A 19,002-nucleotide genomic window follows, 5' to 3' on the forward strand; every position below is an offset into this window, starting at 1 on the left:
GGCCTAATCCTGGCGTCAGGAGAACGGGATGGATAGAGCGCTGGACATTGTCACCGGTGCGCTGGTTGACGCAGAACAGCTCTGGCTGTGACACGTCGCGGTACCAGTGCGCATCGTGTGGTATTGCACTTCGGCCGGCGGCATACAGCGTCGACGCCACGCGAAAGCGACCGTATTTCACTCTGGATCGTTCGGCCCGGCATGCCCCGAGCTGCCGGATGATGGCGTACAAGGAGTTGGCTCTTCGGGCGAGACACGAGCGCATTCCTATGGAGGAGCTGCGTCAGTTCAATGCAATGCCGGACCGAGCAAGGTTCGGCTCATTGGCGCCGAGATTCCCGGGAGAAGAACGTGGCCAAAGCCTGCGTCGCGTTGCTTCGGCCTATTGCAGCTTTCCTCATAACCGTGATCACACACTGCATATAGACGAGATAGCAGGCCAAACGTATGAAGATGCTATCCGGCGGCTCGCGGTAAACGAAATCGTGCGCTATGCGAGGAAATCAGTTTTGTTTGGTCGGGCCGCTAGGAAGACGTTTCCCTTAGAGTCCAACGCGGCATTTGAGATTACGTTGCGGGAAGGAGCGTCCTCTACCAATGGAGCGCAACGATCCTATCGCGTGCGAGTCCATTGGTTCTCCTGGCACCCTAACGCACGCCTCGCACTAGTCCGGGAGTTGAGGCCTTGCTGCAGGAATCTCTAGGCAATCGAATTAGCCGGTATCTGGCCCCCTGGGTGTTCTTTATTGGCGATCAGGATGCAAGGGATCCTGCCCTCTTTCATGTGCGTGACCATCGCCACATTTGTACTCGAAATGCGGTCGTCCAACTCAACGTCCCAAGAGAAGGCTCCCTCGGCCTGATGCGCAGGACGAGTTAGCAACGCCGCCCTTAGATACTTCGGCAGGCGCAACGTGCGCTGAGCCAATTCGACGAAGGCTTGTCCGAGATCGGAGAGCGGCCTAGGCCGTCCGTCATCGATATCAAACATGATGACGGTGCTCGCTATGCATCATTCGAATTTTACCCTGGTCCAGCCGGCATGCTGATTGCGATGCGCCGTCAGTCAGTCCGCATCTGATATCCGGAAACAGCGCTGCGACGTGTGCCATCGGACGTGATCGCGTAAGCCACAACGTTCGTGTCGGCACGGCACAGACCCAAGCGGTTAAGCGAGGCGTTGTCTATGACGGGTGGGTTTGTGCCCACCCAGCAATAGGAAACGAACACCGTTCCTCCTTCGATGCGTTCGGTACGGGGGTTGATGACTCCCGCTACGCCATCGATGACGCATTCTGCGAGTTCGCCCAACGGCAAGTCGTTGAAACCCGTATGTCAAAAACGCTTAAGCGCTATTCGCTGCCGAGTCATGGCCGTCCTCCCTTTGAGGCGAGGCGGGCCGAAACAAACACGACCACGACTCTCGCTTATGGGTCAGCGGGTTTACGTTGACAGCGGCACTGTGAATATTCGCTAGACGCGCACAGGCCACGCGACAGGCGGTGTGTGAGGCCGAGATTCATGATGCGGCGAGACCCTTGGCCGGGCTGGCTGCGGCCCGTAGTGCGCCGCACGTTGCGCCGTTTAGCCTGAAATCGCGGGTCCTTCCTCGCGACTTTGACAAGCGGGGGCATGGCCGCAAAACCCCGCTAGGGACCTGTTACGCGAAGAGGGCTGGATACCCGAAAGTGAGTCCGTGCGTGACGCGGCTACGCTTTTCAATCGACTGGCGGGCCAACCCGCCGGCGACGCGCGTTGGAGGCCCCTGGTCGTCAATGGCCATGACAGCCAACTGTTGGTCACTTCGGTTCTCGGCGTTAGAGTCAACGTCGCACATGAGCCAACCGATACGAGCATAACTGTTGCCGAGTGGTTCGGTGGCCAGCTAGTATTTTTCCTGGAACGCAGTCGGCGTACAGAGACTTTCAAAGCATGCTGTTGGAGATCGCGGCCACTATATTTTCGGCGACTTGCAATTTTAAGAGTTTCGCAGACGCAGCGACGCGGCTACTCGAAGCAGATGCTGGCATGGACCGCGTTGCGTTGATCGGGTCACTATGTCTTAGCCGTCAACGTGTTTTTAGCGGTGTTTCCCGTGTTAGCGCGTGGGAAAAGCATTCGCCAAGGCGATATGAGGCGAGGTCGAGCAGGCCGGCGATTACTCCTGAATTTCCGGCACAAGCGGCATCCGCAGCTGCCGACGTTGAGCAGCGTGATGAGAAATACTTCCCGAAGGTGACCGACCACCGTGATGTTAAGGTGCATTCGGTTATCGACGCGCACTTGTGGGATCGTGCGGCTTGGGCGGGCACCGCCTTCGGTACGCTCGATCTTATGGCACCGCCGTTCTTGGCTTTCATGTTCAGAGACAATGAAGCCGCGACGAAAATCTTTGAGAGATGGCGGGATCGGTTCGGGATGATCGACAAGGGCGAGGAAATTCACATCGGCATCGTTCGACGTTTCACCGTTGAGCACCCGGCGCATTATGGAATGGTCGTGACATCAAATCACCCGACGGATCCATCCGCGGCACGGATCTCCATGCTGGCGTCGCGCTCGCTCACTATGGAGCCCGCCGACGATTCCAATCTGACACGATTCCTCGGCGATTTCGAGAAAGCCGGCGCCTATCTCTTCATGCCAATGTTGCTGACGCCCGGGCAGCCACCAGTGCTTATGAAAGAACATTCTCTGCTAAAGCGGGAACTTCATGTAAAGATGGCCGCAGATATCGCTCCAAACGACCTTGAGAATGTGTTTCTTAAGCTTCGCGGCTTGAAGATGTGAATTTACTGCCCTGATCCGAGTGAAAGAGTAGGCCGGGTTCGGGCTTGCGGCGCCACACCGCCGTTAACAGGCTTGCAGTACCAGATCGGTGTGCTGCGTCGGACGCGTGGCTCAGCCCACCTGACGGGAGAACAAATCCAACACGACGGCTAAGTACAGAAAGCCTTCGTGGGTGCGGATGTAGGTGATGTCGGTGACCCAAGTAATGGCATTCCATAAGGACTGAGCAGCGTTGAATCTGCCGCAATGCAGCATGCGTGCGCGCTAACTATCCAGATTGGCGCCGCATCGAAGACCCGTCCGCTTACGGCCAGAAGCGGACGAGCCAAGGCACATAAAACTTTCGGGTCGACGGCCGTTTCACAGACAAGACCCGGCTGATTCCTTGATCACGTGGGGTGGCCTCAGGCCTCGGCACGCATTCGCTCCGCCGCCCGCTGCAGGGTGCGCGGAGCGCGCAAATTCACCTGCTGCGCCATCACGTGCTGCTCAACGAGTGCCTTGCGCTGGCCTCGAATGCCATTTGCCGTGGTGATCTCGCGCAGGATCTGGCCCAAGGAGACGCCACGTGCCACCGCCAAGGACACCAACTGCTCCAGTTCGAAGATGCTCACGAATAGCATGTGCCCCGGCGCAAGACGCAGCGAATCCCATCGCGCATGACCTGTGCCATCGGCGGTGCCGGCGACCAGTTCGCGCAAGGCCACTCCATCGGTGACCAGCAGTTGCTTGAAGGTCACGCATACGAAGTATGTCTCATTCCGACGCAGGTCCTCGGGAAGCCGCGAGGCGCTGTTCACCGCCTGGTCGACGGCGCGCAGCAGAGACAATTTCATCCGTTCGGCCAGCACGGCCGGTAGATTGTGGTAGAGCTCCTCGTAGTGGCCTTCGATTCCCTTAGCGTCGAGCAACACCAAGGCGTCGTCCGCGGGCATGGCAAAGTCCACCACGTTGCCCTCGCCTTGCAGGCGCTCTTTGAGCTCCGTCTCACGGATCACCGGTGCCGCCAGGTCCTCGAGGACTTCGGCAATGTAGTTCTCGAATGCAGGCCCGAATTCATTCATGAAGGCGCGCGCTCCAGTGGCGCGTGCCAAATCGAACACCGCAGTGCCCAACGTCTGGAACAGAAGCTTGTGGTGGATGCACACCGGCCCTTGCTGGGCGAGCAGGAAGGGAGTAGCGATGAAGGGCGACTGTTCGCACACCTCCACCTCCGGCGGCGTATTTCGTTGTTCGGCCTCGAGCGCGATGCGGTGCAGGTCGGGCACCGGTCGGCTGAAGTGCCGCCGGATCACTTCCCAGTGCTGCAGGTCGCGAAGGCCTGCCGGCCGCTGTTGCGATAGCCCCGGGATTTGCAGAGCATCGCCACTGTCGGCGGCGAGGTACGCGAGTTGGCGCAGAAACTGCGCCGGCGTTAGCCGGTGGCGTTCCACAAAGCGCGCGGAGGTCGCCGAGTTGGCCAGCATCTCGCCCAACATGCGATGTTGGCGGGCGAGAGACCCCGGGTCGAAGCGACGCTGGAACCAAATCTGCTGTAGGAACAATCGCCTCGCAAAGATCGTCTCCCCCGCACCGGGCATGTTAAGGGCGGCCATGGCATCCCAAATTGACTGGCCAACGAAGTTGATGTCGTCGTCGATCGGCACGGGACGCTCATCGTTCGGCCGCCAGCTGGCAAGGCCCCACTTGGCGATGAGTAACCACACGTGCGGTTTGCGCAGGTACCACTCTTCACCGTCGTCAGGTGGGCGCCGCAACATGTCAAAGGCCGCATTGAAAAAAGCCAGGCCATGGCAGGCGCGAAGGCGCGCCTTGGCCTGCGCGAGCAACTCTCGTCCGTGTTCGATTGTCATTGCATCGTCAGGGGCATTCATCGGCGGAGGTGAGCTTTGTTATGGACTCGGTGCAGGTTGCGATCGAGTTGATAGCAAATGCCGGTAGGTGTGGGCCTGTCTGCTGTTGATGATCGGCCGTTATCGGACAGGAGCGGACATATCGAAGTGCGTAGCCCGTCGATAAGAGTCGAGCAGCTGTGTGTGTGTGGACGCAGACGCGCTGAGCAGCTACTAGGTACCCAAATTTGGTCAAGACTTGAAGGGCATTAGGTCAGCTTCCGCCTGCGCAATCAAGACGCGGGCCGCGTTGTCCGCTTGACCCGATTCGTTTCAGCCACCTCGGTTGGCGTCGCGAGCCGGCGCGTCCAATCGGGAAGCAGCTCGCCGTCCGCGGGACTCCACCGAAGGGCCAGTCCGCTCGAGATAGGCAAGGTGAACCCCTGGCCGAGGTTGGGTGGAAACGGAGTGTCTCCCAACACGAAGGCCGTTCCGACCGGGGCGTCCAGGATCTCTACGCTGTGCCGCGCCAGTTGGAAGAAGACGCGCTCAATCGTTTCTGGATCGAGCGCGATCTGCGAGGGCAAGATTGCGTCGTTCGGAGGCCGGGTGAGCACATCGTCCATCTCCTCAAGTAACGCTTCCTCATCCCGTTTCCGAATGAGGTCGTAGGCCCACGCAGCTTCCTCAGGCCCGATCCCAAGCTTGCACAAGCTGACCTGATAGTCACTCAGAGACTGATTGAACGCGTCAACCAGCGCGACAGCGAGCTCTTTCGACCTGCGGTGACCCATGTTCAAGGTGTCCGGATGTCGGCATGCGCTGAAGGCCACGAACCATCGAAGGAAGATCTGGTCCTCGACCGAGCCCACTGCACCTAGCGTGTCCAAATTCGAGAACGCCTTCGCTGCCTTGGTCTCGAAGTGACCCGCCGCGCGCTCCAACGCATTGGAAGGACGCCCCCCCCGCGTCATAGATCGTGTAGAGCCAATCCTGGCTCATTAACTTCTTCGGGCCGACCTTCTTCGTGCGGTTGTCTTGTAGGGTCCAGACTTCTCCATTTCCAGCCTCGAAACGTCGCTGCCAGAACTGGGGCACGTAGTGTCGGTTCCGGGTTTCGAGCGGATCGTATTCGTTAGCGGAAGCCATGGGCCTATCTTACCGACGACAATGTCTGCTATGGGTCGAAAGCTGTCATTGGCGGCACATGGAAGCTCGCTCGCTTCGATAGCCACCCGTAAAAACTACATTGACCCACCGGCCAGCGCTTGCCGCACGGCAGTGGCGATATAGTTAATGTGTTCCGGCGTCCGCAGATCCCCGCTAATTTCCAGCTGCGCTCCCATTCCGCGACTTCCTCGATTACAAATGTTGGCAGGACGTCGTGCCGGGAACTCATGACCGCTAGCAATTGCAGGGTAGCTTGCTCCTATCAATGCGGTAGTTAACAAAGCTGCCAAGGACTTGTCCAAGCCCCCGACGCATATCCTTGCGTCGCCCGAACACCCATGAATGGCGACAACCGTATGCGCCAGTGCCAGCATTTCAAGACAGCGAGGCTCAGAAAATCGATGGCTGGTCACATGAAGCACGCCATTGCCTTCTGCCTTAAGCCCTTCAAACAGGTAGACAGAGTAGTCCGCACCGGCAATGCCCCTCGCGAGCGGAGAGGTTCCGGGCTCAATACCACCGCCATGGGGGGGGCGAGCACGAGTACGTCTTGCCTAGCTCCGCGAATATCGGTAATAGAGTAGTCGTGGCCAAGTATCTCAGCAGCGGCTAAGTCTTCAAAACTGGAGTAGTGGTCGGGTCTGCCCATAGTAGAAATCACAAGCTCAAGTGGTTTTGAACAGTCGTAGCTGTCTGTTGATGCTGGCGCCAGGTGTGGGAGAGAGCATCGAAGCCAAGTTGCTCGTAATCTGGTCAGCCAAGCGCGTGGAATCGATGCCTCGCAACTTTGCGAGCAAAGCTACTGTGGACGGAATATCTGTCGGGCGCGCTGGACGCTCATCGAACGTCACGAACGGCCCATCCGTCTCGGTTAATAGACGATCTATAGGTAGGGCTCGAAGCAATGCATGCATCTTCTCGGACCTAACCATCTCGACGTTGAGGGAGAAATAGCAGCCCAACTCTATCGCACGGGTCGCCTCAGACTTCGTTCCGGTAAACCAGTGCAGAACCGGCACACAGGTTTTATTACGTAGATGCAGATCCAGTTCTTTAAGGACCTTGGAAACAGCCCTCACGCTGTGAATGCTTAGGATCTTCCCACCGTGCTCATCGCAGGCCCTAAGGATCCGCTCGAACACGCGCCGCTGCTCTTGGAAGCTAGAGTAATACCGCGGTCCCGCATCGAGGCCGATTTCGCCCACATACCGCGCCCGGGATAAGAGCTTCTCAAATATTGGCAGTTCGTCCGCTCGCTCCGCGACCAACTGCGGATGTAGGCCCAGCCCTACGAGGGTGTAGGGATAGCCCATGGCCATCTCGACGTTACGCGCGAAAGCCTTGGGGGTCGTTGTTACCCCCAAAGTTACGATCTTCTCCGCATCGCACTCGCGTATGAGGTCCTGATGGTCCCGATACAGATCCAAGTGACAGTGGAAGTCGACCCATCTTGGTGATGTAGGAACCGCGCTAGTCAATCTGAAGGCCTCGACTCGACATTCTCCAGCAGACGGGCTACTTCCTCTAAGCCGTTACGATATACGGCTTCATAGTCGCCCCAGTTGTCCGGGAAGTCTATCAAGGGCCCGGGTTTGTGGATGTCGAATTTCGCCCTTTGCGGACGCGCCCTCAGTCGGGCGATGGCGAGCTGGAACGAGCGGACGTGCTCTCCCTCAGCACTCTTGCTGTCCAACGCGCTTTCTTCCAGGTCGATTAATTGGTAGTCGGTGTCGTCCCGTCCGAAACCGCGCTTCAAAGCAGCTCGTCTAATAAGGCAGGGAACGCAATGCCCACAGTTTTTAGGCTGACGCCTATCCTCGTCCTGAGAGAAGCGAGCCTTGTTCGGCGATGAGCACGAAATAGTGTTGCTAGCGTGCTCTACTAGAAACTTCTGATCCGCACAGTGCTCGACCATCTCTCCCTTCGTCATGTGACGATACGCATTATGGAGATTTCCGCTCACTCCAATGACGCGTAACAACTCGTTGAAACGAGCCATGTAGTAGGGATGGGTTGTCCGGGTACTAAGGGATCCCAAGCGGAGCGGATCGAGCGGTACATTGAGGGAGATCAAACCATTCTCGGGCACATGGATGATGACATCACCGCCGATCGCGTCGGCAGCAAGCGCCGCCAGCGCGAAGAAGAGAAATGACCTCCCTCTCAACGTGTTCTCGCCCTTGGAACCCTCTACCGTACCGGTCGCAAAACCCACTCGCGCCCTGACCGAATAGAACGAGACATCGGCATAGCTCTCATGGAGCGCGGATAGGCAAATGTCTTGATGTTTACTTGTGATGCCATCCCACCAGTGACTCACAAGCAAGACACTCTCTTTCTGGGTCAGCAGGTCTACAGCGCCAATGAAACTATCCAAGCCTCCGGAGAACAAGCAAACCGATGCTGGCTTGTCCGCAAGAGTGTCCGTAATTGGTTCGAGGATAGCCGCGACGGAAAGTGCCCGCGGCCTGAACGCGAGGGTCCACCTATCACCAGTGAGGAAGTTGAGTGTCGACTCAATGAGTGGCGTCGCCCCCACCCATATCTCGTGGTCGCTCATAGGAAGACATAGCTCCAGTTCTCGCGTCCACCCGTCTTGCCCGTCCACACCCCGTTCTACACGAGTATCTGCGGCGGTAACTGCTGCTGCGAGCAGTGCCAGATCAAGCGCTCGCTCAGATGGCTGCAACCCAAGCGCTTCCAGCTTGGTCAACATACCTCCGAGCTGATGATCGATAGCGTCGAAACCTTCGAAGAAAACCTCGGTGACGTGCGATCCATCAAGCCTCCGATCTACCTGTGCCACATCGTCTGCGCCGATTCGGAATACGATCGATTGCCTAGTCATTCCATGTCTCCCGCCGTTGCCGACACCAGTTCAAAGGAGGCCTCGTAGATGGATTCGACGACTTGCGCAACCTGCTGATCCGTCTTCTCCGTCAATCCATCGAAATGCCGGGCCAAATGACCGCGTACACATCCAGCGACAAAGTCGTGCAGTTGGTCCAGGATGCGTTCAACTTCCCGCACGTTCTCTGGTGAGTCGATCACGTGTTTTCCTATATCGGCGATCACACGTCCCTCAATAGTATGAATAACGAATCCTTGAAAGAACTCGGATAGCTGGTCCGCCGTCATCTCCTCAAAGGTACCCGCATCCGATTCCGCGAGATCCGCGATCGAATCGAGGAGTGCTTGCCTTGCAATGGCTTCATCTACTCGGCCGCCTGGCGGACACATTCCTTCTAGCAATTCGACAAAGACTTCAGCGGCAGGTCGACCCGCTAAGTGTCCGAGGTTGAGTCGCTGCAGAACGATGGCAGCGCCGTCTCGGTCGATGTCGCGAATGACCTGAAGTAGCTGCTTACCAACACCTCGGGACGCCCCCATACGCCGAGCGGCTTTACCAGCGGAGCCAGTGCCGTTACGCACGTATTGGGACACTGCTCGCCGAAGCGTTTCGGAATCTCCACTACGAACAAATCGAGTGAAGTTGCCCTTCGCTCCGCCAAGCGCACCGGCAGAGGAAGTGTCAGGCCCGGCAACTGGAACCTTTGGGGAGGTCGGTTGCGGCGCAGGAGATCCATCGTTGCCACTCGCGGGATCACTTGGCGCTGCGGTAGGCGCCCCCGCCGCCCCGGGGGCGGTGTCGTCAATCCAACTGGGAACCAGCCCCGATGGGGCTCCACCGTATCCCTTCGATGTGCCCATATACTATTTTTCTCCGATTTTACTGCTGAGATCCGCTGCTCGTTGAAGTTTCTTGTTGTCCGACTGCTCTAACCAACCCTTCAGCACCTCCTGATAGTCGAGGCGGGCAGCCGCGTCGGTGAACGCATTCCCGAACGCTGCCGGCGGCCAGACCCCCACTTTTTCTATAGGCAACTCTTTGATGAAACCAACTAAGCGTCCTTCCAGCTCGGGCCGCGCCTTAACAAGCTCCAGCAAACCACGTACGCCTTCGGGCTGCTTGCTGAACGCGTCCTCCTCAAGAATGCGGATCCTCACTGAGTCGAACAGTTCCTCCGCAAAGGACGCCGTCATGCCCTGAGCAGATTGTGCGGCGGCTTTGGCCTTCAAGGCTCCAGCCATGAGATCGTCAGTGAGTTGGCCGAGCTGAGTGGTGGCGCCGGTGCCTCCGAGCAGCATTCGCTTATCGCGAGTGACGAAGATGTAGGGCCGCAGATCGGCGTTGGCTAATGGCGGTGACAGCGATGCCCACGTCTTTATCCAATCGATTTTGATCCAATCTTCGATATCCTCAGGGGGGACAGGCTTCCCTGGCTTCATCTTCAACAATGCTCCCGGCTTGGCCGCTTCTGGCGGCGTGACCGAAGCAGGTTCGGCCACGAACTCTTCAAGCACCTTGATGCGAGCCGAGGATCCATCACTGGACCCACTGGCGTCCCGGGCGATCTCCTCGAAAAAATCGGACTTGAATCGCTCTGCAAGCATGAGTTTGGCAAGCGCAGGAACGGAAATATCGCCGCCAAAACCTCTCGCATCGCCGATTTCCTTTCGAAGCAGCATGGAGTTCAAGAAGCGTTTTATCTGCCGTGGATTTCCTTTTGTCCCTTCAGCCAACATTGCGGTTAGCTGGCCAGCAACAACGAGGGCCTGATCGGCCGCCGGCGGGGCTGGATCCCCCATCGCAGCAATCATTGCTTTGGCGGTTATGCCTTCGCTAAGCCAGGGGCGGCGCATGTCTTCACGCGCTGCTTCGAGAAGCTTGCCGAACCCGGCGTGGCTAGAACCGAACTCAGCTTCGACCATTAGCAACGTGATGTAGGTGCGTGTCTCCGCACCACCTAAGGAGGGAATACGGAACGGAACCTGGATGAGCTTTTCAAGATAATTTCGAGCGTAGCTGACCGGACCTGCCGAAGGAGGGAGGTCAGGAAAATGATCTCTGACCGCATATTCGATCATCATCTCGTCGGCACCGATGACAAATGCTGTGCGCTCGACGAACAGAAATAGGCGAATTGCTTCCAGAGTACCGATCGCAGTAGACGGCAAGCAGCGATCCAGATCGTCGACCATCACCACTAATTGCTTAATATCCGCGGCATCCAGCAAGTCGATGAACTCCTTGCGAAAGGCATGGATATGCATCGGGATGCTATCTTCCTCTGCATCCTTGAAAAGCCCAGTCGTCTCGTCGGCGAAACCCTCAATGTCCTCCCTTGTCAGCTCGCCAGCGGATTTCCCTAATGCCGTTTTGGCCGCGCCGATGAGGTCCCCTATCTGACTGAAGGTTGGAATACCAGTTGCGACCGTGAACGCGAGTCCCCCCGCCTTCTTCGCCACCTTCAGCCAGTCCACACGCTTAAGCAGTTTTTTGGCGGCATCTTTGACCTTCTGAGACTGGGGCCTCGCTCGCCTCAGCTCGTCAATAATCGTCTCAAGAACGACGGTCTTCGCGTCCTCGAACCCCTCGAAGGCCCAGCCGTTAAACCAGACGCAGAGGACGCCATCCTTCTCCTCTAGCACTGCTTGCGCCATCTTCAAGACGCTCGACTTACCCGCGCCCCAGTCGCCATGTACGCCTATCGTTATAGGTATACCAGGAGTCTTCTCGATCAGTTTGACAACTGTTTTGGCAATAGCGTCGTACTGCAACATGTCTGTCGCAGTTTCTTGGTCACTAATGAACACCCTACACCTCCGTGCATAGCAGACGCCCGTTGTCCGGCATGCCATCCACGAGATGGATACCGACCACTGCCAACTTGATTCGAACGAAAATGCCGTTCTTCGGCTATGCCGCATCCATGCAGCGTAGGCGGCAAGAAATCAATATACCAACAACCGCTATCGCAGCTAAACGCAATACGGGCTACATTGCGGCCATCTCTTCACGTCGATCTGTTAGCCACGTCAGACATGAACGGCCAGCTAGCCCTTTTGAACGGCCCTAGTTCCTTACGCCCCCCTTAAGAGGTGGATCTCGATTTCGCACAGGGACTGTTATGTCCGGCGAGGCCTCGCCGGTCGGCTTGACCACACGTACCAGCGCGCGTAACACCTTCCGCACCGCGGCGTTTCGGGCGCCCGCCTCGATGAAGGGCAGGGCCTAGGTCAGAGTCGGTATGGCGACGGTACCAGCACTGCCCGGAAATTCGCCTTGAGCTCGGCCTCGGACGACACTATCCACAGCGTCGGCGACGTGAGCCCAGCTCGAAGACAGGGCCAGCAACATCCGCAGCAGAAATCGCTTCGACCTCATGCATCACCTTCCCGGGCGACCAGGCGGCGAACATTGCACCGCAGATCGCGCGTCTCGCGGCTTCGGCGCGACTAGGCGTTTGGCTGCGAGGTGTTGACGAAACCCTGAGCGATTCAGGGGGGCGCTGCTGGCGTCTCTTAATCAGAAATTTTAATGGCATATGAAAATCTGATTTGCAGTCAGGATGACAGGATGAAACGTATTGCGGTATCAGGATGACAGGATGACTTTAAGCATCTGATCCTGAAGAAGAAAGTCGTTGACTTCGAAGGTTCGGTTCCCACATTATCGGAGCGCGCCAACTGCGGCTTGCGCACTTCGAAACTAAGGGACTCACGAGATGCATACTACATATGCAGTCGCTAAAGCGACTGCCGACGCTACCGTCTTGCCTGCTGTTTGCGATCTGGATATATCCGATGGCGAAAGATTTTTCGAGTTGTTGCGTTCCAAATCAACCGAGCTGGGATGGTTGCTGCGCCAAGTCGAAACCCATATCGATGAGCAGCACCAGCGGGCCAAAGCAGCCCGTGACATTGATGAAATGCAAAGATTGGAAGATGCCGATCCCTATCGCTGGTTCGCAGACGCAAAACACTCGTTGCAGGCCGGCCTCATGTTTCTGGAGCGAGCTGTCACCCAATCGACGGCTTTCCACGGTGGGGGCGTGGAACGGCGTCTGATTAGACTTCCTCAAGTGGTTGAACGGACTGGCTTATCGCGTTCCACCATTTATCGTCGCGTAGCCGAAGGGGGCTTCCCCAGGCCGGTCAACCCCAGAGGTTCCCTTTCGGCCTGGGTTGAAGATGAGGTCAATGCCTGGATCAATGCCGAGATCATGAATCGAGACGCGAAGTCCGGCTTCAGCTCCATGGATTGATGCGCCTGCGAGCAAGTTGTACACTTGTGACGCGCGACCAAGTTTGTGTGCAAGTACGAGTCAGGCTTTATAGAATTCTTTTGGTGTCAGTGGGTTGGGGCTGTGGTTCGAGTCCTCTCCTGGCACCACTACATCGATCGTCGTCACGGCGCCGATCCTTAAAAAACCCCGCCAGCGCGGGGTTTTTTATTGCCCGCGATATCGTCCGCGACACCGCCGCCGCGCCGGCGATTCACCGTCGCCCGACCCGCATCAGGGCTATCGGCCGCGAGCGCCGAAACTTAACGCCGGCCGCACGATCTCCGACTTCCAGCTGAAGCGCGCGGCGCGCGAAAGCCTCATTGTCGCGGGCACGGGCAATACTTCACCGCCTCCACGCCCCGGCACCGTCCGCGGTTCATCGCAGCCCCAGGCGGGTCCGCGATGCCCTCATTGCGTCCGCGTATCTCCGCCACAGCGTTGCCATGACCGACATCCTGCTCATCGAAGACGACGAACGCCTGGGCACGCTGGTCGCCAATTATCTGGGCAAGCACGGGTATTCGGTCGCGGTCGAAGCCGATGGCGCGCTCGCGGTCGGCGCGATCCTCGAACACGCGCCGGCAGTGGTGCTGCTGGATCTGTCCCTGCCCGGGCAGGACGGTTTCGAAATCTGTCGCAGCGTGCGCTCGCGCTACGGCGGCGTGATCTGCATGCTGACCGCGCGCACCGACGACATCGACCAGGTGCTGGGCCTGGAACTGGGCGCGGACGATTACATCGGCAAGCCGATCGAGCCGCGAGTGTTGCTGGCGCGGCTGCGCGCGCATCTGCGCCGCGACAGCGTCGCGCGCCAGAGCGGCAACGCCCTGCGCTTCGGTCAGCTGCGCATCGATCGCGACACGCGCGAGGCGACCTTGCGCGAACGCCGCATCGAGCTGACCACGGCCGAGTTCGACCTGCTGGTGCTGCTGGCCGATCGCGCCGGCCAGATCCTCAGCCGCGACGATCTGCTGCAAAGCCTGCGCGGCATCAATTTCGACGGCCTGGATCGCTCGATCGACGCGCGCATCTCGCGGCTGCGGCGCAAGCTCGGCGATCTGGCGGAAGAGCCCGAGCGGATCAAGACCGTGCGCGGCAAGGGTTATCTGTTCAACCGGGCGGCCTGGGAATGAGTCTGCGCGCGCGTCTGTCGCGCTGGTTCGGCGCCCGCGACAACGGCAAATCGCGGCACGGCCATTTCGGCCTGTTCGTGCGTTACTATTTGATCGTGGTGGTGATCTACGCGGTGGTGATCGTCGGCGGCATCTCGGCCTGGATCTACGTCACCGGCCAGAACGGCCGCGACTACGCCGAAGCGCAGATGCGCGGCACCCACTACCTGCTCGAACAGCGCTACTTGAATACCCCGCGCGAAGACTGGCCGTCGCTGACCCGAACCCTGAGCGAACATTTCGCCTATCCGGTGCGGCTGCTGGCGATGGATTCGCTGCGCGAGGGATTCACCCCGCACGAATGGCAACGCCTGCAACGCGGCGAGCTGGTCATGGAAAGCGAGGATGAGGCCTATACCTACCGGCGTCTGCCGGGCACCTCGCAGGTGGTGGTGCTGGGCGATTTCGACGATGTGATCGTGCAGGGCGTGCCGTGGCGCGATCTGGACCTGATCGACTCGATCGTGATCCTGGCGATGTACTTCATCGCCATCGCCTTGCCCCTGTATTTCCTGGTCTATCGCTTCTGGCGCGATCTGCGCAAGTTGCGCGACACCGCCGACGCGCTCACCGCCGGCGAGCTGGACGCGCGCGCGCCGGAGGTCACCACGCGGCTGGTCAATCCGCTGGGCCACGCGCTCAACCAGATGGCCGGACAAGTGCAGCAGGTGCTGGAAAGCCAGCGCATCCTGGCCCAGGCGGTCGCGCACGAGATCCGCACGCCGCTGGCGCGCATGCGCTTCGGCCTGGAGATGTTCGAGGCGGCGAACGAGGAGGGCGAGCGCGCGCATCTGCGCGAAGGCCTGGAAAGCGACATCCGCCGGCTGGAGCATCTGGCCGCGCACAGCGTGACCTATGCGCGGATCGGGCGCATGGTCGGCATCGAGCGCAGCCAGATCAAGGTCAGCGCGTTGTTCGCCGATCTGGCGGACATCTTCGAACCGGCGCCGCCGATGTCGCTGAGCTTCGCCGGCGCCCAGGTCGAGAGCGTCAAGGCCAATCGCGAAGCGCTGGAACTGGCGCTGCACAATCTGATCACCAACGGCCTGCGCCACGCGCGCTCGCGCGTGGCGGTCAGCATCGTCCAGGAAGGCGACCGCCACCTGCTGCGCGTGGACGACGACGGCGACGGCGTGCCCGAGGCCGAGCGCGAGCGCGTGTTCCAGCCCTTCACTCAGTTGCAGAAACATCCGGAAGGCTTCGGCCTGGGCCTGGCGCTGGTGCGCGTGGTCGCGGAGAAACATGGCGGCTGCGCCGGTGTGTCCGACTCGCCGCTGGGCGGCGCGCGCTTCCAGTTCGAGCTGCCGGCCGGCTGAGCTCGCGGCCGCATCGCGGCGGTAAACCTTTTCGATACTCGTGCGTTATCGACCCGGTGCGGATTCGCACCGGGCCGTCGCGCGTGAGCGCTCGCCCACACGTAAACGCTGCTGCGGCAGCGTTGTGGCGCATCGCACCGATGCCGACGCGCCGGTTCGCCGATACCGTTTCGCGCCGCGCGCGTTACATACGGTTACGCAACGTCCAACACCGTTACATCGACGCCGACAGACTGCAACTGAAGTCTGGTTTTGCTTGCGCGAGCATGGCTGCGTCCTTCATGACGGAATTCCCATGCGGCATTCGCGATTCTTCATCGGCTCGCTGCGCCTCGACATCGACGGCTCGACGCGGGCCGAACGCGATGTCCAGCGCGAGACCGGCGAAGACACGTTGAGCCCGGGCTACCGGTTCTAAATCCGATCGCGCGCGTCGCGTCGGCCCCGGCCGCGCGGCGCGCCGATCCGCGGACGCCGTCGTCCGGCGGTGTCCGGCGATCTCCCCATCCGGACACGGCGGCCGCATGCCGCACAGCGCAGGAGCGACGCGATGCATCCCATTCCGAGCCAACCCATGACGCGAGTGCATCCGTGAGCGGCCTGGCCGGCGTGTGGCGCTCGCACGAGGATTGGGACGAGGAACGTCTTCGCTATTGCGCGCGTTCGATGATCCACGCGCTGCGCCATCGCGGCGCGCACGATCACGCCGTCTGGAGCGACGCCGCGACCGGATTGGCGCTGAGCCATTGCCGCGCCTTCGAAGGCGACACGGCGCAACCGGCGCATTCGGCCAATGGCCGTTACGTGCTGAGCCTGGACGGCGCCTTGTTCAATCGCGAGTCGCTGTATCACGAACTCGCCGCGCTCGACGACGTGGCCGCGGACGCCTGCGATGCGGCCTTGCTGCTGACCGCGATCACCCGCTGGGGACTGCAGCGCACGCTGAGCCGTTGCAACGGCGCATTCGCGCTGAGCCTGTGGGACCGCCGCGATCGCATCCTGTGGCTGGCGCGCGACCGGGTCGGCAAACGGCCGCTGTATTACGGCTGGGCCGACGGCGATTTCGTGTTCGCGTCCGAACTAAAGTCGCTGCACCGCCATCCCGGCTTCGATGCGGTGGTCGATCCCGACGCGATCAGCCTGTTGCTGCGCTACGACTACATTCCCGCGCCGCATTCGATCCATCGCGGCATCTTCAAGCTTTCGCCGGGCGCGTTCTTGCGATTGAATCCGGCGGCCATGCGCGCCGGCTACGGTGCGCACCAGCCCGCCCACGACACCCAGGTGTACTGGTGCGCGCGCCAACGCATGACCGAGGCGGTCGGCTCGCGCACGCAACTGGCGCTGGGCGAAGCGGTCGATCAACTGGAAATCCTGCTGCAGCAGGTGGTCAGCGCGCGCATGAGCGCGCCGCGGCCGGTCGGCGCGTTCCTGTCCGGCGGCACCGACTCGTCGCTGGTGGCGGCGATGATGCAGGCGCAGACGGCCACGCCGGTGGACACCTACGCGATCGGTTTCGCCGACGACCGCCACGACGAAAGCGACTGGGCGCGCAAGGTCGCGCGCGCCCTGGGCACGCGCCACACCGAGCATCGCGTCGATGGGCGCGAGGCGCTGGGCATGATCGAGCGCCTGCCGCAGGTGTGGTGCGAGCCCTTCGCCGCTTCCTCGCAAGTGCCGACCCTGATCGCCAGTGAGATCGTCGCCCGGCGCTCGCCGATCGCCATGACCGGCGACGGCGGCGACGAATTGTTCTTCGGTCATTCGTCCTATTGCCGCGCCCTGCGCAACGCGCGCTGGAACGCGCAGCTGCCCGGCCCGTTGCGGCGCTGGGCGCATCGCAGCGGCGGCGCGCGGGTCGAGCGCGCGCGCCTGGGCGGCTTGCGTGCGCTGTGGGCCGAACTGGGCGCGCGCGAGGTCGAGGACAATTATCTGCAGCGCGTCTCGCGCTGGCGCGACCCTTCGGCGGCGGTGCTGGGCGCCCGCGAACCGCTCACCGTGTTCGGCGATCCGCAGCGGCAACTGCAGACCGGCGACGCCGCCGACCGCATCCAGTTCCTGGATTTCCAGATGGATCTGCCCAACGGCATCCTGACCAAGATCGACCGCGCCGGCATGGCCTGCGGCCTGGAAACGCGCTCGCCCTTGCTCGATCGCGCGGTGATCGAATTCGCCTGGTCGCTGCCGACCGCGCTCAAGCACCACCGCGGCGAGCAGAAGTACATTCTCAAGAAATTGCTTGAGCGCTATCTGCCGGCGCCGCTGGTCTATCGCCCGAAGAACGGTTTCGGCGCGCCGGTCGCGAGCTGGCTGCGAGGCGCCTTGCGCGAATGGGCCGAAGCCCTGCTGGACGAATTGCGTCTGCGCGCGGAAGGGCATTTCGATGCGCGGGTGGTGCGCGGGCTGTGGGCCGAATTCCTCGGCGGCCAACGCAAATGGCATACGCATTTGTGGAACGTGCTGATGTTTCAAGCGTGGTGGGAACAGTATCGGCCGCAGACGGCTTCCACCGCTGTCGCGGTGCTGCCGGAACCGGAGCAGGCGCCGGCGGTCGGGCCTGAGCGCAACGCGCGAGTGCAGTACGGGTGCTGACAGATAACGCGGGCTGGGCTGCATCGCCGAAGGCCATGCAACCCGGGGCCGTTGCTCGGCCCCGGGCGCGGTCAATCCCTTAGCTTTGCCGCCGGCGGTGCGCCGGCACAGCGCTTACTGCGGGCACGATTCCTGCAACTCGTACCACTGCAGTTCCGAGCGATCGATCGACCAGCCGCGTCCCTGGATCAGGCCAGCGGCGTCGGCGTAGGAGACGTTGATGGTGACGGCGGCGAAATCGCCGACGGTGACCGAAGCGTAGATGCTCTTGGCCGTGGTCGTGGCGTCGTAGAAGTCCAGCGCGGTCTTGAACCGCGACAGCGACACCGAATTGCTGGTGAAGGTCCGCAGCGACTGCAGGTCGAGCGGGAACACGTACTGGACGTTGGTCGGGCCGTAGGTGTTGACCACGGTCGGGGTGTGGATCGGCTTGGAACTCCAGTAGTGGTTGATCACCCGTAGTTGACACGCGGCGGCGTTGGGGAAGCCGGTGGGGGCGTTGAGGCGCCCCAGCGAGGTCCATTGCGACGCGAACGCGCCGTGGCTGGTCAGGGCCAACACGCAGAGCAGGGCAAGACGCTTGAGGTTCATGAGACTCCTTGTCGTGATTCGATGTGCGGGTTGCGGCCGCCGCGGCCGTGGTCCGGTGGCTCGGTGCGGCCGGACTATTTACGCAAATTCGCGTCTCTCACATTCGGACTGGCACGCGGTCGATCGAACGGAGCGCGATCTTCTCGTCTCGGTTCCAACGCCGCATGCACCCGAGCGCGCGCCAGTATCGCCAGCGCACTTGACCGTGATGCGACCGCCGCGCCGGCTCGCCGGTGCCGCGACCCGGCGCCCAGCGCGCCGCACATCCGCGCAGTGATCGCGGTCGCGATACCGGACACCGATCGCCGCCGCCCCCGGCCGCGACAGGTGCGCGACAGGCCCCAGCCTTAAAACGGCTTCCACCGGCGCGGTCCGTTCGTCCCCACGCGAAGGCCCGTTCGATTCTCGA

Annotated in this window: 14 protein-coding genes and 1 pseudogene; 6 read left to right on the top strand and 9 right to left on the bottom strand. The window is 60.8% G+C overall.

All coding sequences use genetic code 11. The features are described 5' to 3' along the window. Window positions 1–700 precede the first annotated feature (700 nt). On the bottom strand, window positions 701–991 hold the full coding sequence (locus J7J50_RS14490) for a hypothetical protein (RefSeq protein ID WP_215056260.1): 291 nt from the start codon (window positions 989–991) through the stop codon (window positions 701–703). Window positions 992–1,932: 941 nt separating this feature from the next. Here J7J50_RS14490 and J7J50_RS14495 point away from each other — a divergent pair. Continuing rightward, window positions 1,933–2,790 (top strand): hypothetical protein, encoded by an 858-nt coding sequence (locus J7J50_RS14495; protein ID WP_215056259.1) that lies wholly within the window; start codon window positions 1,933–1,935, stop codon window positions 2,788–2,790. Here the strand turns inward: J7J50_RS14495 and J7J50_RS14500 are convergent. From J7J50_RS14500 to qatA, 7 genes and pseudogenes are all read right to left on the bottom strand, one after another. Beyond that, a pseudogene (locus J7J50_RS14500) lies at window positions 2,783–2,991 on the bottom strand (DDE-type integrase/transposase/recombinase); the annotation flags it as partial. The gene J7J50_RS14495 and the pseudogene J7J50_RS14500 overlap by 8 nt on opposite strands. A 203-nt stretch (window positions 2,992–3,194) precedes the next feature. Further along, entirely contained in the window at window positions 3,195–4,643 is a 1,449-nt protein-coding gene (locus J7J50_RS14505; protein ID WP_215056258.1) for a hypothetical protein, read from the bottom strand. A gap of 272 nt (window positions 4,644–4,915) precedes the next feature. Then, entirely contained in the window at window positions 4,916–5,512 is a 597-nt protein-coding gene (locus tag J7J50_RS14510) for a DUF4238 domain-containing protein (protein WP_215056257.1), read from the bottom strand. Between the two features lie 945 nt (window positions 5,513–6,457). Beyond that, entirely contained in the window at window positions 6,458–7,270 is an 813-nt protein-coding gene (qatD, locus tag J7J50_RS14520; protein ID WP_215056256.1) for a Qat anti-phage system TatD family nuclease QatD, read from the bottom strand. After that, complete coding sequence (gene qatC / locus J7J50_RS14525) at window positions 7,267–8,640, bottom strand: Qat anti-phage system QueC-like protein QatC (RefSeq protein ID WP_215056255.1); 1,374 nt, start codon at window positions 8,638–8,640, stop codon at window positions 7,267–7,269. The genes qatD and qatC overlap by 4 nt, the downstream gene beginning before the upstream one ends. Beyond that, on the bottom strand, window positions 8,637–9,224 hold the full coding sequence (qatB, locus tag J7J50_RS14530) for a Qat anti-phage system associated protein QatB (RefSeq protein ID WP_343222515.1): 588 nt from the start codon (window positions 9,222–9,224) through the stop codon (window positions 8,637–8,639). Before qatB ends, qatC begins: the two co-directional genes overlap by 4 nt. A gap of 282 nt (window positions 9,225–9,506) precedes the next feature. Then, window positions 9,507–11,495 carry a Qat anti-phage system ATPase QatA gene (gene qatA / locus J7J50_RS14535; RefSeq protein ID WP_343222516.1) on the bottom strand — a complete coding sequence of 663 codons (1,989 nt, stop codon included), beginning with the start codon at window positions 11,493–11,495 and terminating at the stop codon, window positions 9,507–9,509. A gap of 866 nt (window positions 11,496–12,361) precedes the next feature. Here qatA and J7J50_RS24840 point away from each other — a divergent pair. The 5 genes from J7J50_RS24840 to asnB all read left to right on the top strand — a co-directional run bounded on the left by J7J50_RS24840 (window position 12,362) and on the right by asnB (window position 18,002). Beyond that, the gene (locus J7J50_RS24840; RefSeq protein ID WP_251044653.1) at window positions 12,362–12,901 is read left to right on the top strand and encodes an AlpA family phage regulatory protein; all 540 of its coding nucleotides are present in this window, start codon (window positions 12,362–12,364) and stop codon (window positions 12,899–12,901) included. 464 nt (window positions 12,902–13,365) lie between these two features. Next, on the top strand, window positions 13,366–14,055 hold the full coding sequence (locus J7J50_RS14545) for a winged helix-turn-helix domain-containing protein (RefSeq protein ID WP_215056253.1): 690 nt from the start codon (window positions 13,366–13,368) through the stop codon (window positions 14,053–14,055). Continuing rightward, entirely contained in the window at window positions 14,052–15,410 is a 1,359-nt protein-coding gene (locus J7J50_RS14550) for an ATP-binding protein (RefSeq protein ID WP_215056252.1), read from the top strand. The genes J7J50_RS14545 and J7J50_RS14550 overlap by 4 nt, the downstream gene beginning before the upstream one ends. 295 nt (window positions 15,411–15,705) lie before the next feature. After that, a complete protein-coding gene (locus tag J7J50_RS25140; protein WP_285222283.1) occupies window positions 15,706–15,828 on the top strand; it encodes a hypothetical protein in 123 nt (40 codons plus the stop codon). A gap of 173 nt (window positions 15,829–16,001) precedes the next feature. Next, window positions 16,002–18,002 (top strand): asparagine synthase (glutamine-hydrolyzing), encoded by a 2,001-nt coding sequence (gene asnB, locus J7J50_RS14555; RefSeq protein WP_215056251.1) that lies wholly within the window; start codon window positions 16,002–16,004, stop codon window positions 18,000–18,002. Between the two features lie 114 nt (window positions 18,003–18,116). Here asnB and J7J50_RS14560 read toward each other — a convergent pair whose 3' ends face one another. Beyond that, the gene (locus J7J50_RS14560) at window positions 18,117–18,593 is read right to left on the bottom strand and encodes a hypothetical protein (protein WP_215056250.1); all 477 of its coding nucleotides are present in this window, start codon (window positions 18,591–18,593) and stop codon (window positions 18,117–18,119) included. Between the last annotated feature and the right edge of the window lie 409 nt (window positions 18,594–19,002).

The organism is Lysobacter sp. ISL-50, from assembly GCF_018612875.1.
In the GTDB taxonomy this organism is placed as follows: Bacteria; Pseudomonadota; Gammaproteobacteria; order Xanthomonadales; family Xanthomonadaceae; genus Lysobacter.